This window comes from Alteromonas lipotrueae (assembly GCF_019249215.1).
GTDB classification, from domain to species: domain Bacteria; phylum Pseudomonadota; class Gammaproteobacteria; order Enterobacterales; family Alteromonadaceae; genus Alteromonas; species Alteromonas lipotrueae.
In genome coordinates this window covers 129,048-144,392 of the sequence record NZ_JAESDI010000004.1, presented here as the reverse complement: position 1 = coordinate 144,392, position 15,345 = coordinate 129,048, and the positions used below count along the sequence as shown (strand labels likewise).

Here is a 15,345-nt window from a genome sequence, read left to right as displayed (position 1 = left end):
CGTTAAAGGCATGCCATTATATGTGGCATGCCTGTTTTATCCTCAAACTTTTAAAAAGTCCCTTTAGCGACCAAGCTTATTCGGCGATCGTTAACAAACCACGACCGGCCCACTTGATTCCCTTCAGCGTCAATTTGCATGGAGGTACGTGTGACCGTATTGGTTAAATTTGTGCCCTGTAGCCCCAATTCAATATTGTCTGAGAACCGGTAGAAGAACGAACCATCAAGCTGCCCATTTGCTTCATTGAAAATGGGAAGCTGAGTGATGACATCTTTCGTGGTTAACAGGTATTCAGAGCGCCAATTATAAGCAAGGCGGGCGTTAAAGCCGTTTTTCTCGTACATCGCTACAATATTCACGTTGTCTTTGGAAAGCCCCTCAAGCGGTAAGTTATCAAAAGCAATGCCTTCACCTTCAGAAGAATCTGGTTTGTCTGGTGATAACCCCGGATTGGGTGAGCCTTCATCTTCAACATAGGTATAGTTAAATTGCAGTCCCAAACCACTCCACGCACCTGGTAGAAAATCGAAAAACTGCTGATAAGCAATCTCCACACCTTGAACGCTGCCCTCATCGCCATTGGTAGCGCCATCAACTTGAACAATTTGCGACACGCCGTTATTTTCGTATACGCGATCGGTGGAACCGTTGATAAAGTAGTTACTTAAATCTTTATAAAAGAATGATGTGGTCAACGAGCCAACGGTTTCTGGAAAATACCATTCAAAGGCGAAGTCGTAGTTGTTGGCTTCCATCGGCTTAAGAAAGGGGTTGCCAGATTTTGCGGTATAGCGTTGGTATTGCGCACTGGTTATTTCTCTATCATCGCCTTCACCTGAGTATTCAACCTGCAAATCATCGCCCTGTATTTCGACGTAATTGCGAAGGTTTCCAAGATCAGGAAGGGCAATGGCTTTGGAGTAACCAAAACGCAGCAGCATATCGTCGTTTAGATTTAATTTAAGATTGAAGCTTGGTAATAATTTACTGTAATCACTAACCGCTGTTTGTTCCCTTGAGGCAGCATTGCCGAATGCGGCTTGGTCAGGCGGTAAAAAGTTTTCAGGATCATCATCTTGAACCGCTAGATTATCGGGGAATGTAATAAACCCGTCTGTCTTATTCTCAATTTTAACGTAGCGCACACCAACGTTACCGCTGAAAAAGAGCCCTTTAACTTCCCCCTCAAAATTACCTTGAACGAAAAATGCGTTATTTGTTTCGGTAGTCTCATTAATTTCATTTGGCAAAAAATCACCTATGGCACCTGGCCTGCTTGCTAAGGAAGCCCAGCCTGGCGAAAGGCTGGCGAACGTAGACTCAGCATCACGATAGTTATCAGCGATAGACTCTTTAGGGAAAAGAAAGGTATTTCCTCCTGATGTTGTTAATACACCACCTCTTGCAAAGTCTTGGAAAGACACGGCCTCGTATAAGTCGCCTAGTCCAGCGCCAAGCTCATCACCTTGTGCATCGAACCAAGCATTGCCGTTCCCCGCCCAAGCTTCTGACAACCACCCCCAGTTATAGGTGGACTGGCGGGTGGTCTGTTGTCTTTGTGCGTAGCGGGTTCCTATTTTCATAGACGTAAACAGTCCATCTTCGAAGGTATATTTTGCATCTAACGCTACTGCGGTTTCATCCCCCTCGTTGGCTGAAATATGGTCCATCGCACTGCGCCAAAAATAATTGTAAGGGTTGGAGAAATGCGTTTCGTCGCCGGCGTTAGCTGGGTCGGTCAGAAATATATCAGGCGTGCTGCCTCCATTATTGTTGATTCCAACCACGGCACGTGTAGCGCCCATTACCGAGAAATCAACAATATCTGACGTTGACTCTACGTATTGTAAGTCTGCGCTAAATGCCCACTCATCATTGGGGCGGTACCGTACATTTAATCCGATATCATCAACCACAGAATGTTGCTCTCTGGCGCGTGTGATCATCGCGTGTTGAGCACCGAAAATACCGCCAGGCTGGCGCTCGGCATCATCTCCTCTCCAACCCGCGTTAGACGTAATTATTCCAGACTCGAACAGCCCCTGCTCGTCGATATCAAATGTTGTACCCTCTGCTGGGATTAAGTCATTAATGACGGCATCGTCTGCCAATTCAATGGCGCGTTCTGTCCACGACAACGAGGAATCTGACCGTATAAACTGTGCTGTGGCGAGTATAGTATCGTCTACGCTCTCCCATTGAAGCGCTGCTGCTAGCCCCTGACGTTCCCTAAGATCTTGCTTTCGAGTTAACCGTGTGGTGCGAGGTACCATGACACTTTCGCCGTCAATTAGCTGGTTTTGTGTTTCAAATCGACCGACTTGGGTACCGTCTGATTGCGCTTTAAGCGTGGAATCTGAAAAGTTTAGCAACAGGCCCCATTTGCCGTAGTCACTTTCAAACACATCCGAATACAATGCAGAAAAGGTTGGCGTAGTTTTTTCTATAAAATCGCTATAGGTGGCATCGGCAGAAAAAGCTAAAATACGCTTGTCGCTATCAAAGGGTTTGCGAGTGATTAAATTTACGGTACCCGCAATACCTCCTTCAATCATTTCTGCAGATTGATTCTTATATAATTCGACACCGCCCATTAATTCAGGGGGAACATCCTGAAAACTAAGTCCTCTTCCTGAGTCGGCGGTAAAGGTATCGCGACCATTGAATTCACTTCTGGTGTGGGTTAACCCTCTAACCACGACGCCACTTCCTTCAACGCTAAAATGGTCTGGATCGTTGGCACCTGCAAAACGTTCGATGGAAACACCAGGCAATCGAACGATAGCCTCCAACACACTTCTGTCAGGCAATGCGCCGATATCTTTTGCTGAGATTGCATCAAGAAAGGTATCACCGTAGCGCTTAAGTAACTGTGCGTCTGCTAAGTTTTCCTTTATTCCTCGCACCTCAATGACCTCAAGGTCTTCTACATTTTCGTCAGTTTGGTTTTTTTTACTGTCTTCTGAGGGGAAGTTTGACTGCGCAAAGGCGAGCTGGGGTTGGAAGGCTAATAGCGTACTTAAGAGGGCGCTGGAAACAAGCGAGAGTTTAAAGCTAGGCTTTCTCACTATATTAGTTATCGTCGATTTATTATATTTTTTCATTTTTTTCCCTAGTCATGTTTCTAATAAACACCAAAGCGTTTAATCTCCATTTAAAAATAACAACATAAATACAACATTTCGCCCAGCGTAGATGTGAACGGCTAATTTGAACGAAAGATCTCATTTTAAGATAGGGGGTTGTTCTCAACTTGTTGATTTTATGAATTTAAAAAAACAGTTCAATATTGTGAAAAACGTATAAATGAACGACGAATGAGTTGGGTGAGGCAATAAATAAACATATTTGTTACATTTTGTTATCATTGTGATGTGGTGAGAGTAGCCGTTTTGTTGAGGTTGCTTCCCATAGGACGCGTTGTGGAATTACTCCGCGCCCTTTCACATCAATCCGAGATGACGTGAACGTTCAAATACGCAAAAGTAACTTTGTTTTGACGATTTTTTCATTTCAAATGATTAGCGTAACTGTCCCTTAGGAAAGACATGAGACATTTACATTCATGAATCGAATAATCAAAAAACTGCCTGAGCGAATTCTCATATCCGCCTGCTTTTTAATTACTTCCCTCAGTTATGCTGAAACACTGCCATTTCAAAACCAATCGCTGCCGGTTGAGACTCGTGTCGCAGATTTAGTTGACCGGTTAACCTTGGAAGAAAAAGTGAGTCAATTATTTGATAAATCAGCAGCAATAGAGCGCCTTTCCATTCCCGAATATTATTGGTGGAACGAGGCGTTACACGGCGTGGCAAGAGCAGGTAAAGCCACCGTATTTCCCCAAGCTATCGGCATGGCTGCAACCTTCGACGAGCCTCTTATCTATAGGATAGCGTCTACAATTTCAGACGAAGGACGTGCTAAGCACCACGCGTTTTCGCGCGAAGATACTAATGCGATGTACACAGGCCTTACTTATTGGTCTCCTAATATTAATCTCTTTCGCGATCCTAGGTGGGGCAGAGGCCAAGAAACCTACGGAGAGGATCCGTATTTAACTTCTCGAATGGCGATCAATTTTGTAAAAGGCCTTGAAGGTGATGACTCAAACTACCTTAAATCGGTCGCCACCTTGAAGCATTATGCGGTGCACAGTGGCCCTGAAGTTTCTCGACACAGCGACGATTACGCCGCGTCCGAAAAAGATTTGACTGAAACCTATCTGAGAGCCTTTGAAGACACCATTGCGGCTACAAATGTATCATCTGTGATGTGCGCGTATAACCGAGTAAACGGATCGCCTGCCTGTGGTAGTGAAGAACTACTTCAAAATACCCTACGAGAAAGATTCAATTTCTCCGGTTATGTTGTATCAGATTGCGGTGCTATTGCTGACTTCTATGATGAAAATTCCCATCATGTAGTTGATAGCCCTGCTCACGCGGCAGCGAGTGCTTTGAAATCTGGTACGGACTTAAATTGCGGAGACCACCACGGCAACACCTTTAGTTATCTAATAAAAGCTGTTGCCGAAGATTTGGTTGATGAAAGTGATGTTGACAGAGCGCTTACTCGTTTGCTGACTGCACGCATGAAACTGGGAATGTTTGATAGCAGCAGTACACATGCTTATACCAAAATCCCTATGTCTGTGGTGGGTGCTAAAAACCATACTGAATTGGCACGAGAAGCGGCAGAGAAATCCATGGTTTTACTTAAAAATGATGGTGTGTTGCCCCTAAAACGTAATAGTAAAATAGCGCTTATCGGGCCGAATGCCGACAATCCCGCCATACTTGTGGGTAATTACCATGGCACTCCCGTGACGCCTGTTACGCCGAAAGAAGCCTTTTCGCAGGCGCTGCCTTCAGACCAATTAGGTTACGCGCCAGGGAGCAGTATTACGGAAACCATTTTTACGCATTTTAGTCCTGTGCCTTCCACGGTTTTCACCCATGTAAATATGCAAGGCGAATCAAACTCAGGTTTAGTCGCTAACTATTACTCTTCAAGTCACTTCAATCTCCAGCCTAGCAAGCGTCAAATTGAAAAAAACATCAATGTTACGAACGCAGATATACCGTTTAACAAATCATCAAATCAAGAGTTTGCAGTGCGTTGGACGGGCAAAATTACCCCACAAGAATCTGGAAATTATTACTTTAAAATGAAAAATGTCGAGGTCTATCTAGACGGAGAACTGACAACCGAAAGTCGCTATCTTGAGGCAGGTAAACCCTATGACTTTAAGGCTGAGTCACTTATTCAGCGGTTCTGGCACAGTAATGTGATTGAACCAGAAATCAGTTTCAAATGGTTATTAGAAGATAAAAATTTAGAGAGTGAAGCCATTAGAGTGGCAAAACAGTCTGATGTTATTGTTTTTGTTGGTGGTATTAGCGCTGAACTGGAGGGAGAAGAAATGCCTCTGGAGATTGATGGGTTCTCTCATGGAGATAGAACGAATATCAAACTGCCCAAGAGCCAATCATCACTACTAAAAGCGCTTCATAAACTGGGCAAACCCATTGTTATGGTTAACATGAGCGGAAGCGCAATAGCACTAAACTGGGAGGACAAAAACCTGAACGCTATCATTCAAGGTTTCTATCCTGGGGAGCAAACTGGGCCGGCATTGCTGAATCTTCTTTATGGTGACACTAGCCCTTCTGGCAGACTGCCAGTCACTTTTTATCAGTCTGTCGAAGACTTACCCGACTTTAAAAATTACAGTATGGTAAATCGAACCTATAAGTACTTCGAGGGTACCCCGCTTTATCCGTTTGGGTACGGCCTTAGCTATGCAGACTTTCATTACGATAAGCTCAATGTTACCCACTCCGACAACGGGCTTAATATTGCCGCCACGTTATCCAACAAAAGTGATGTAGGTGCCCAAGAAGTTGTTCAAGTTTACCTTGGAATGCCTGATGCGCCCACTCGTACGCCACAGCGAGAGTTGGTTGCTTTTAAACGAGTAAGCTTAGGGGGGGGAGAAAGCCAGTCAATGCAATTCATCATTGATGATTCTCAACTTATTTATGTTGATGAACAGGGTCAGCGCCAACCTTATAAGGGTAAGTTACGGGTAACTATAGGTGGGGGACAAGGTGTGAAGCGTAGCGATAACGTTGTGCAACATACCATTAATCTTCCCTGATATTATGTTCGTTCTTCCCTATTAAATGGTTGAACGGTTATCCTCATAATATTGCAATAGTCAGTGCCTTAACGATGGCACTGACTACCTCTACCAAGAAGGGTGTACGAGTAGATAGGTACATCTGAATGCAAAAGTTTTTTTTCTCGCACACATCAAATAATGGAGAAAGCTCACATTTCGGCGCGTCAGTTCACTTACGTGCACAAAAGCGTTAAACCATTTCAAACCCGCCTTATTGAAGTTGCTATCTACATAAATGTTAAATTTTTATTAAAGCTGTTAGTTTCTGGTTGATTTTTGAACGCGAGGTGAGGTAAAACTACGTATATTGTCGACGAGTGATATATGGAAAGACTCATTCTAAAAATGAAAACATGGATTTGTTTACAATGAAAATTAAACCAACGCTGTTATCTTTATTCCTAATATTCCCGCTAATTTGTGCCGCAGAAAACCTGATCCCTGAGGTACTTTCTGTTTCCATTCTAGATAATGAAGATTCTGAAGAATGTCCCGTGAGCGGCCCCATTGCTGCATTCATTGAATATGATCTCAAAGATGACCGTTATGCGAGCCTTTTAATTCAGGTGATGTCAGGAAATGACGTCATTTATGATACGAGTATTACCCTTCATAACAACGACAACACGTTCACAGTCGAGCTGCCATACATAGACTGTGCGACAGATGTAATTACATCCTTTAATTAAAAAAACAGAACAGGGAAGATCCGATGAAAGCTTTGCATTCATTGTTTGCCATTGTGCTGGCGGTATTGCCAACTTTTGCCTTTGCAGAAAAAGTCGGGCTCACACCCGGTGATTTTCGAGTAGATGAAAGTGGGTCGGCAACTTACACAATTCCAATAGCAGCGCCTACTGGTCGAGCAGGTGTTCAGCCACAGATGGCGTTGTCTTATTCATCATCTAACTCGTTTGAAGGCCCTTTGGGCGTAGGCTGGAATATTAGTGGTCTGTCTGCCATATCGCGCTGTCCGAAAAACCTTTCTCAAGATGGCAGAATTGAAGGGGTCAATATTAATAAAAACGATCGCTTCTGTCTTGATGGCCAGAAAATGAAAGTTAAAAGTGGCAGTTACGGTGCGCCAAACACTAACTATTATCTGGAGAATGACGATTTTAGTCATGCGAAAGCATTGGGTGGCGATACTGAAAACGGCCCTCGCTGGTTTGTCGTATGGAAAAAGTCTGGTGAGCTTTTCTATTACGGAGATACTCGAAACGATTCGACTGTGGGAAGCGTAACCCCAGGAACAGATGCCTTTATTACTGCTTCTGGAGCTTCTAGCGCCAGAGCAAATACTTGGATGTTAAAAGCTATTCGAGACCGTAAGGGTAATTATATTCGCTTTTCTTATCTTAAGGAATATGGCTCATCTTATATCAGCAAAGTGGAATATTCGGGGCACCTGGGAAAGAAGCTAGCGCCATTCGCGTCTATCAATTTTAATTATACTAATAAAAGCTTCTACGCATCGGGCTACAACAATAAAGGCTATTCTATGCGTCGCAAGGTACTTACCAGTGTGGTATCCAAAGTTGACGGTGTTGAATATCGTGCTTACAAATTGGCATATAATGAGAGCAAGCGCAGAATGCTCACATCTGTTCAAGAATGCCCGACGCTAGCTTCTTCTACTACTAACTGTTTAAAACCTACGACCCTAACTTGGACACACCCAAATACTACGACAGCAGTAGATTATACTAACGCATATTCTTACATTACTGGGGATGAGCACAACCGCTATGAAGCTCAGGTTTTCGATTTAACTGGCGACGGAAAATCTGATCTGATGTACGTAAAAAGCGGTTACTGGCGCTTAAAGTCGGCGACCTCTACTTCAACCACTACGCTAACAAATATTGGAGATAGTGGTTCACAGCGCCAATATGCACTCAACATTGATTATAACGGCGATGGTGTACGCGACCTTCTAGTTGCCGATGGTGAGGATAAAAACTGGTATATCGTGTACTACGAAAATACTAAGTCAGCACCAGCTCGATGTGAAGGTACGAGCAAATGCCCCAGCCATACCGTAAGTCGAAGCTTGAAAAAAGGATATATTAAAAATTCGTCAGGGGCTAACTTGCGTGCCTGGGGTTTTAAAGGTGGTGCCGCCGTGATGGATGTCAATGGCGACGGTTTTGAGGATATTGTTTACCGCAAAGGTAAAGAGGTTCGTGCTTATCTAAACACGGGGAATAAATCGTTTACCGACAATCACCTTTTCACTTTTAGTTCAGAGTTGAGCGGCGACGCATTATTTGGGCACGCTCAGATGTATCGCGCTACCATCAAATCCGCCAGCGCTATAGACATTAACGGTGATGGCTTATCAGATATTATTCTTCAAGTCACGTCAACCGACGGATACTGTACCAACTCCCGTGGAGACCGGTTGTTCGCCCAAACTCGGCGAGAATGTGAAGGTGATTTGATGGGCACGTGGCAAGAGAATACAACGTCGAATAGACAGGTATTTATTTCCAAAACCAACAGTGCAAATGACCCCTATTTCAGTAAAGTACAAACGCTCTCCGCCTCTTATAAAGATATTCGTTATGCCGACTTAAATGGTGATGGCTTGACGGATATGATTTATTCCTATGCGAGTAAATGGCGCTACCGTTTATCAAATGGAAAAACGTTCGGTGCCGAGCAGATATTGACGCAGCCATACGATACTGACAGCGCAAATTACTCTCAGTTTGTTGATGTTAACTACGATGGTAAGGCAGATATGCTTTACGCAACAAGCAACTCTTCTTGGACTATTTATGTTAGCAGTCTAACCACATCTCCAAGCAAAGTTAATTTTACTTATGTGAGAACTCGGAGTTTCGGCAGTAACAATACTATTCGCTTTGGTGACGGTAACGGAGATGGAAATCTCGACTTATACATTGGTTCTTCAAGTGACTGGCGGCGTTACTCCATACGTGTAAACCAAAACGAATATACGGTGAATAAAATCACCAACGGCTTTGGTGTTGCGACCAATATTAAATACACGCCAATGACAAACACGGCGTTATATTTCCGTCAAGACTCTTCATACAACACGCATACTAACGTCTTTTCACCATTTGCTGGAGGGAAGCTGGTATCTGAAGTACGAACCGATGTCACAAGTAGTAAAGATCTTATTGTGAAATATCAGTACGGTGGATTGTTACTTCATCGAAAAGGCCGTGGAAGTTTGGGGTTTGAAGTACTAAGAACCATTGACCAGCAAACTGGGGTAGTCACAGAAACCTATAACCACCAATATCACGGTAATACTAATTTTGTCTTGACGGGTATTCCTCGTATTACGGCGCAATTTATCGGCACACATGCTCTCTCGTGGGCGAAAAATAACCTGAAAGCGATGAAGACTGCACAGGGGGGATATCACGCTTATATTTATGATTCCTTTGAGAAAAGTTACACATATGACGGGGTTAATACACAATTCGTAAGCCAGACTAACACAAGAACGGTAAAAGACACCTGGGGCAATGTCGATAACATCAGTGTTACGGTTTACGATAAAGATAGTAACGATTTCAGTGGTACATATGGTGACAACCAGAAGACCTATACGGTAAATACGTACAAGGACAGACGCTGGGGACGGTTGGAAACGACGAGAGTTGAAAAAACCGTAAATGGTGGAGGTAAAATTACTCGTAATAGCCGATTCACTTACAACAGTAGTAATTATCTTCATCAGGCAATTGTGTCGCCGGATAACGCCAAATACAAAACAACCACTACTTACTCTTATGATACTTACGGGAATAAAACACAGGTTTCAGTTGCAGGATATTCTACGAATACGGGCAGCACACAGACTCGTACAACAAAAACTGAATATCAAGGGAATGGGCGCTTCGTACACCGTCAGCACGATGCTATGGGCAACTATGTTACCTACCAGTATAACGGTGTGTATGGAAACGCTGTATCTGGCTTGATTAAAAACTCAACGGTATATTCTGTTAATTCACGGCCTACCAAAACATTCTATGATGACTTTGGGCGGGCTTACAAAATTGACCATCCAGATAGTCGCATTACTTTGATAACCCGAAATTGGTGTTTAAATTGTGTTTCTGGATCTTACTATTACGAGTCAAAGACAGAATCGGGCAAATCTGCGGTTAAGGCTTATTATGATAAGTGGGGGCGTGAAGTCGCTCGTTATGTTCGAAGCGCGGAAGAGGATTGGGATAAAGTATTTACGTACTATGATGATCAGGGGCGAGTAGATTATGTTACCGAGCCATCCTCTACCAGTTACCGGACCACCTATTCTTATAATGCACTTGGGCAGGTTGACCAAGTCACCAAGCCCAACGGTGAAATAGTCACTTATTTTGTTAATGGTTTGGAGCAATCTACTTTAGACGAGCGTGGCAATGCCTATTTCAAATATGCGAACGGTTTTGGTCAGACAACTAAAACCATTGACGCATTAGGTGGAGAGGTACAATTTAAATATGACGCGTATGGTAACCTGAAAGAAACCATTACCGAAGCCGACGGTAAGAGCAGCAAAATTCAGAACTGGTACGATACGTACGGCCGCAAAACCAAGATGACCGACCCTGATAAAGGTACTTGGATTTACACTTACAATGCGTTTGGTGAGTTGTATACACAGAAAACTGCTCGCGGACATACCTTCACGCTTAATTACGACAAATTAGGCAGAAAGATTCGTAGTTACCAAGCGAACGAAGGAACACTTTGTTGGCATTACGCCACTAATAACAGCGATAACAGAGATGCATACAAAGCGGGTAGACTCTTTGCGACTGCAAAATATGATGGTAAAAACCAGTCTTGCGGTACATCGCCCACCACCGCGGCCACAATACGTAAGTACTTCAAGTATGACAGTGCAGAACGCCCAATTGAAACCCGTACTTACGCAGGTGGAAAAACCTATTACCAGAATACCAGTTTTGACGGTTATAGCCGTCCTTCTTTAAAAACCTTTCCAGCAGACAGCCAAGGCAACCGACTGCAAGTGAAAATGCATTACAAGACGTCGTCCGGAGCCCTCTATAAGATTACCAATAACGCCACTGGTGCGTTGCTTAAAGAAGTAAAAGAATTCGATCGACGACGTCAAGCAGTTGAGATTCTTTACGGAAACAATATTCGCACTCACTTTGGTTACCGTGGAGATACTGGTTGGCACACGAGTACGCGCGTAATGCGTTCATCTTCGGCAATTTTCTACTCGGGGGTGACTCACGATGAAATGGGTAACGTAAAAACTCGAACGACAGAGTACGGTACCAACCCAGGTGTGGGGGCGAAGTTTACCGAGACTTACACTTACGATGACCTGAACCGCCTCGATTACCGCTCAGTGAGCGTAGCCGATTGGGGGGCTAACATGCCCTCAATTTTCGATGATAACATCGATTATCAATATGACGGCTTCGGTAATTTGAAAAAGAAAAATGGTGTTAGTAACTATAATTATAGTGATGCAAACCGCGTACATCGCCTTACCTCAGCTACAGGTTTTGGTTCGTTTGCCTACGACAATAACGGTAACATCCGTAGTGACGGCACTGGACGCACATTCAACTATGGCACCTACGATAAGCCTACTCGAATTACCAAAGGTGGCCTATACGCAGACATGAAGTACGGTGTGGATCGTGAACTTTACTTTAAGAAAGAGAAACGTGTCGAAGCCGGAAAGACGAACGAATATCAAACTATCTACCTTGGCAATTATGAAGAAGTGAGAAGGACCGGTGGTAGTGGCTCATCAACGGAACACAAGTATTACGTAGCCGGAGACATTGTTATTTCACACCGAAGTAACGGGACAAAAGAATACTCTTATTTACATAAAGACCATCAGGGATCTATTACCACGGTAACGAACGTTAATGGCACTGTAGTACAGCAGGCATTCTTTGACCCGTTTGGAAAGCGCACTCAAATCCACCAAGCATCGGTATTTGCGAATGCCAGTTACATGCAGCCGACCGACCGAGGCTATACTGGCCATAATATGATGGATGGGCTTGGGATTATCCATATGAACGGTCGGATCTACGATCCAACTTTGGGTCGATTCTTACAGGCTGATCCGTTTATTCAGGCTCCGTTAAATAGCCAGAACTACAATCGTTATTCGTATGTTCTGAATAACCCTATGAGCTATACCGATCCTAGTGGGTATTTCTTTAGCAAGTTGTGGAAAGGCGTTAAGAAATTTGCTGGGGTTATAGCTGGAGCTGCTCTTATATATTTTACCGGTGGAACAGCAAGTTGGTTTGTAAGTAGTTGGTATGGTGCTGCGGCAGCCGGAGCAATTTCTGGCGCTGTTGGTGCCGCTGCTAATGGAGGAAACATCCTAACAGGGGCCTTAAGGGGCGCATTTAGCGCAGCCGCTTTCTATGGCGTAGGACAAATGTTCGATCCCGGAACATTTGGAAATATTGTTGGAAATGGCGTTGTTGGTGGTGTTATGTCCGATCTGCAAGGAGGAAATTTTGGACATGGGTTCTTTGCTGCTGGTTTTTCTGCCGCAGCTAAGCCAATGATTTACGAAAAGTTTGGTTATGCTCCTGAAAACGCTGGTGCAAGGGTTGTTACGGCTGCTGTAATTGGCGGTACTGCCTCGGTAATTTCGGGAGGTAAATTTGCGAACGGAGCTACAACTGGTGCCTTCTCTCAAATGTTTAATGGTGAAAGCTATGCAAAAGATTCACATAAATTGTTAATGAGATTGAAAGACCGAGTTTCTGATGAAGAGTGGCAATATTTGATGGATAATAAACTTGCCGCTCCCGGAATTGCGGCAGCAACTCTTCAAGCATATAACAAAGCAGCCGAGCTTTACCCCAATTCACTACATAACGGGGAAGGTGATGCATTTAGACATGCATATTGGAATGCACTGATAACGCGGTATACTTCGGCAGAACATGCAGAGGCATTTACTTCATTGCATGAACAAGTTGGTGGTGGTCCAGCAATAGAAAATACTATGGATATGCATAACAATGCTATAGGTAGAGCGTTAGCCACTGAGACGACATGGTTACCTAGTGGATTTACTCATAGGTACGGAGATGGTGCTATGAGGCTATCATTGCAAACAGCGGTAACTAATAGCTTAAATAGCGGCCAACTTTGGTATATCAAAGATGGGCAGTTGGTATCACATTAATGAAAAGAATATTTTTAATACTTTCAATTTTTTTGATTTTGCAGGGATGTTCTGAAAGCACCAATGAGTCAAATATTTCAGATTTTAGTGAAAGAATTTATCAGGACCTAAAAAATGGAAAAGCATCTATAGATGACTATGTAAATAATTGGGAAAAGATGATTATTTTAAAGCCTTACGACAATAGTAAACAAGTGCTTAGAAAACATGGTGTAGATAATGATTATTCGCTAGATTTTGCTGATATTGAGGTAAGGGATGACATAACTTTAATTGCAATTATAGTTGATCACTCAGTAGTAGCGGCAGCAGAAATTAAAAGAAATGTCTGTGACTTAGCGGGTGAAAAACTAGTTTTTGAAAGGAGTGTTAAACCTCTCGTTATTATAATTGATGACGATACTCAAAAATGTCTTATTAATTAAAAGTACACACTGTCGGGTGCAAATCTAGGCGGAACTAAGCAAAGGAAAGCCAGCGGGAGCTGGTTTTCTTTTTTCTGGCGTTTAACTTTTGGGTTGGCGCTTCGCTTCCTTTGGGTTGGTGCCAAAGCTGGGAGGCGCAGCTATATCTATTCAGAGTCCAATTGATTAAAAAATGTTTCGCCATCAACAAGGTCATTTTCGTCTAGATTTTGAAAACGCTTTTTGACAAGCGCAAGCTTTTCAATCTCATCGACATCGCAATCGAGATGATCTTCGCATCGAAAGATTATTTTCTTACGAATAGCATTTGGCCTTTCTGGTGATGGCGCAATTATTTCAGTTCTAATATCGACATGCTTTTTGCAGCAGGCCGAGCATTCGGCATTGTGAAAATCAATTTTGCTTGTCGGCATTATTTGCTCCAACTTAGTAGTGGTTGAACGATGAAAATCAGCTTGGTGCAAAAGCTAATGGGCTAAAAGAGGCGATGAACTGTTTAACGCTCGAATCTGCTCTGGCGAAAATCCGTGCCGTAGGAGTTCGAAATCGTCTAAATCAATAATAGCTCGTTTGCCACTTCCTTTGAGCTGATAATATGAGTTACTTGCAGTAACAACCGTATGTTCTTTTAAGTTCTTGCTTACTATACGAGAGGTGGTCACATAGTCCCCTTCATAAAAGCGGATGGTCGCATCTTCTATAACTGTACCGTACAGCACTTCACCGACCAATTGCTCACTATCCATAACAGTAACAATGTACCAATTTTCTACGGTGGTTTTCATAAGCCGCTCCTCGCTTTTTGCTTGATGACTTATGTTAGAAAAATATGGATTAAAAACATATCAAATGCGTGGTTCTAATCTTGAGTTTTTTCTTCAGCATGATTCGTTCCAAAGGAAATTTGTTTGCTGAATTAATTAAAAAAGCAACTGCGTTTTTTCAGACGGAATCGTGCGCTGGCTTAACTGGATTAAGCCGCTATCTAATATGAACTGGTGCGCTGTTAGAACCGGAGTATGCAATAACTATAAGCAGTGAAAATCTTGTGTTTAGGTTCACGTCGTCTGAAAAAAACATGGTTGAAAACTTACAGGTTATTTCGAGTGTCGTTTTTTCTAGACTCGAATCGTGGAAAGTAACTGATTAATTTAAACATTCTTTGTTTGAAACCAAACCCGCTCAGGCGGATTTGCATTCAATGGGGAGGATTGTTCCCGTTTCCGCTCTGGACGCCCAGAGAAATGTTGAAGTGTTACTAAGCCATCTCACCAAATTTCATTTCAAGCACAACTTGCATAAGCCTCGTTCTATCCGAGGGAGTGTGGAAATAGCTTTTAGGCGTTTTTGATTCCAGAATGGGAACGTTGCTATTTAGCCATTCTTCTCTGAGTGCAGGGTCATCGATAAGGTCGGCTATTTCTGCCTCTAACGCTTCAAGTGTCACCTCTGATTTGTTGTGCTGAGCCATTTCTATTCCCCATTAATCGGTAAACGCCTTGTAAGTGTAGCAGGTAAAATAGACAGAAATGATT

The 15,345-nt window shown here is 43.2% G+C and carries 8 protein-coding genes; 4 read left to right on the top strand and 4 right to left on the bottom strand.

Annotation, left to right across the window (positions count from 1 at the left end):
• Nucleotides 1-50: 50 nt before the first annotated feature.
• Nucleotides 51-3,107: a TonB-dependent receptor gene (locus JKP82_RS05565; protein WP_218396162.1), complete on the bottom strand. Its 3,057-nt coding sequence runs from the start codon at nt 3,105-3,107 to the stop codon at nt 51-53.
• Between the two features lie 461 nt (nt 3,108-3,568).
• On the opposite strand from JKP82_RS05565, the gene JKP82_RS05560 reads away from it, so the two are divergent.
• The 4 genes from JKP82_RS05560 to JKP82_RS05545 all read left to right on the top strand — a co-directional run bounded on the left by JKP82_RS05560 (nt 3,569) and on the right by JKP82_RS05545 (nt 13,810).
• Nucleotides 3,569-6,166 (top strand): glycoside hydrolase family 3 C-terminal domain-containing protein, encoded by a 2,598-nt coding sequence (locus tag JKP82_RS05560; protein ID WP_218396160.1) that lies wholly within the window; start codon nt 3,569-3,571, stop codon nt 6,164-6,166.
• 392 nt (nt 6,167-6,558) lie between these two features.
• Nucleotides 6,559-6,879 carry a hypothetical protein gene (locus tag JKP82_RS05555; RefSeq protein WP_159528966.1) on the top strand — a complete coding sequence of 107 codons (321 nt, stop codon included), beginning with the start codon at nt 6,559-6,561 and terminating at the stop codon, nt 6,877-6,879.
• Nucleotides 6,880-6,902: 23 nt separating this feature from the next.
• Nucleotides 6,903-13,385, top strand: coding sequence for a toxin TcdB middle/N-terminal domain-containing protein (locus JKP82_RS05550; RefSeq protein ID WP_218396157.1), 6,483 nt, complete (start codon nt 6,903-6,905; stop codon nt 13,383-13,385).
• On the top strand, nt 13,385-13,810 hold the full coding sequence (locus tag JKP82_RS05545) for a hypothetical protein (protein ID WP_159528970.1): 426 nt from the start codon (nt 13,385-13,387) through the stop codon (nt 13,808-13,810). The genes JKP82_RS05550 and JKP82_RS05545 overlap by 1 nt, the downstream gene beginning before the upstream one ends.
• A 146-nt stretch (nt 13,811-13,956) precedes the next feature.
• Here JKP82_RS05545 and JKP82_RS05540 read toward each other — a convergent pair whose 3' ends face one another.
• The 3 genes from JKP82_RS05540 to JKP82_RS05530 form a co-directional block, all read right to left on the bottom strand.
• A complete protein-coding gene (locus JKP82_RS05540) occupies nt 13,957-14,223 on the bottom strand; it encodes a hypothetical protein (protein WP_159528972.1) in 267 nt (88 codons plus the stop codon).
• A gap of 54 nt (nt 14,224-14,277) precedes the next feature.
• Nucleotides 14,278-14,595 carry a DUF6957 family protein gene (locus tag JKP82_RS05535; protein WP_159528974.1) on the bottom strand — a complete coding sequence of 106 codons (318 nt, stop codon included), beginning with the start codon at nt 14,593-14,595 and terminating at the stop codon, nt 14,278-14,280.
• A 473-nt stretch (nt 14,596-15,068) separates the two neighbouring features.
• Nucleotides 15,069-15,281, bottom strand: coding sequence for a hypothetical protein (locus JKP82_RS05530; RefSeq protein ID WP_218396155.1), 213 nt, complete (start codon nt 15,279-15,281; stop codon nt 15,069-15,071).
• Nucleotides 15,282-15,345 lie beyond the last annotated feature (64 nt).

Coding starts and splice junctions, on each gene's coding strand:
- JKP82_RS05565 (WP_218396162.1), bottom strand. CDS start 3,107: ATGAAAAAATATAATAAATCGACGATAACTAATATAGTGAGAAAGCCT.
- JKP82_RS05560 (WP_218396160.1), top strand. CDS start 3,569: ATGAATCGAATAATCAAAAAACTGCCTGAGCGAATTCTCATATCCGCC.
- JKP82_RS05555 (WP_159528966.1), top strand. CDS start 6,559: ATGAAAATTAAACCAACGCTGTTATCTTTATTCCTAATATTCCCGCTA.
- JKP82_RS05550 (WP_218396157.1), top strand. CDS start 6,903: ATGAAAGCTTTGCATTCATTGTTTGCCATTGTGCTGGCGGTATTGCCA.
- JKP82_RS05545 (WP_159528970.1), top strand. CDS start 13,385: ATGAAAAGAATATTTTTAATACTTTCAATTTTTTTGATTTTGCAGGGA.
- JKP82_RS05540 (WP_159528972.1), bottom strand. CDS start 14,223: ATGCCGACAAGCAAAATTGATTTTCACAATGCCGAATGCTCGGCCTGC.
- JKP82_RS05535 (WP_159528974.1), bottom strand. CDS start 14,595: ATGAAAACCACCGTAGAAAATTGGTACATTGTTACTGTTATGGATAGT.
- JKP82_RS05530 (WP_218396155.1), bottom strand. CDS start 15,281: ATGGCTCAGCACAACAAATCAGAGGTGACACTTGAAGCGTTAGAGGCA.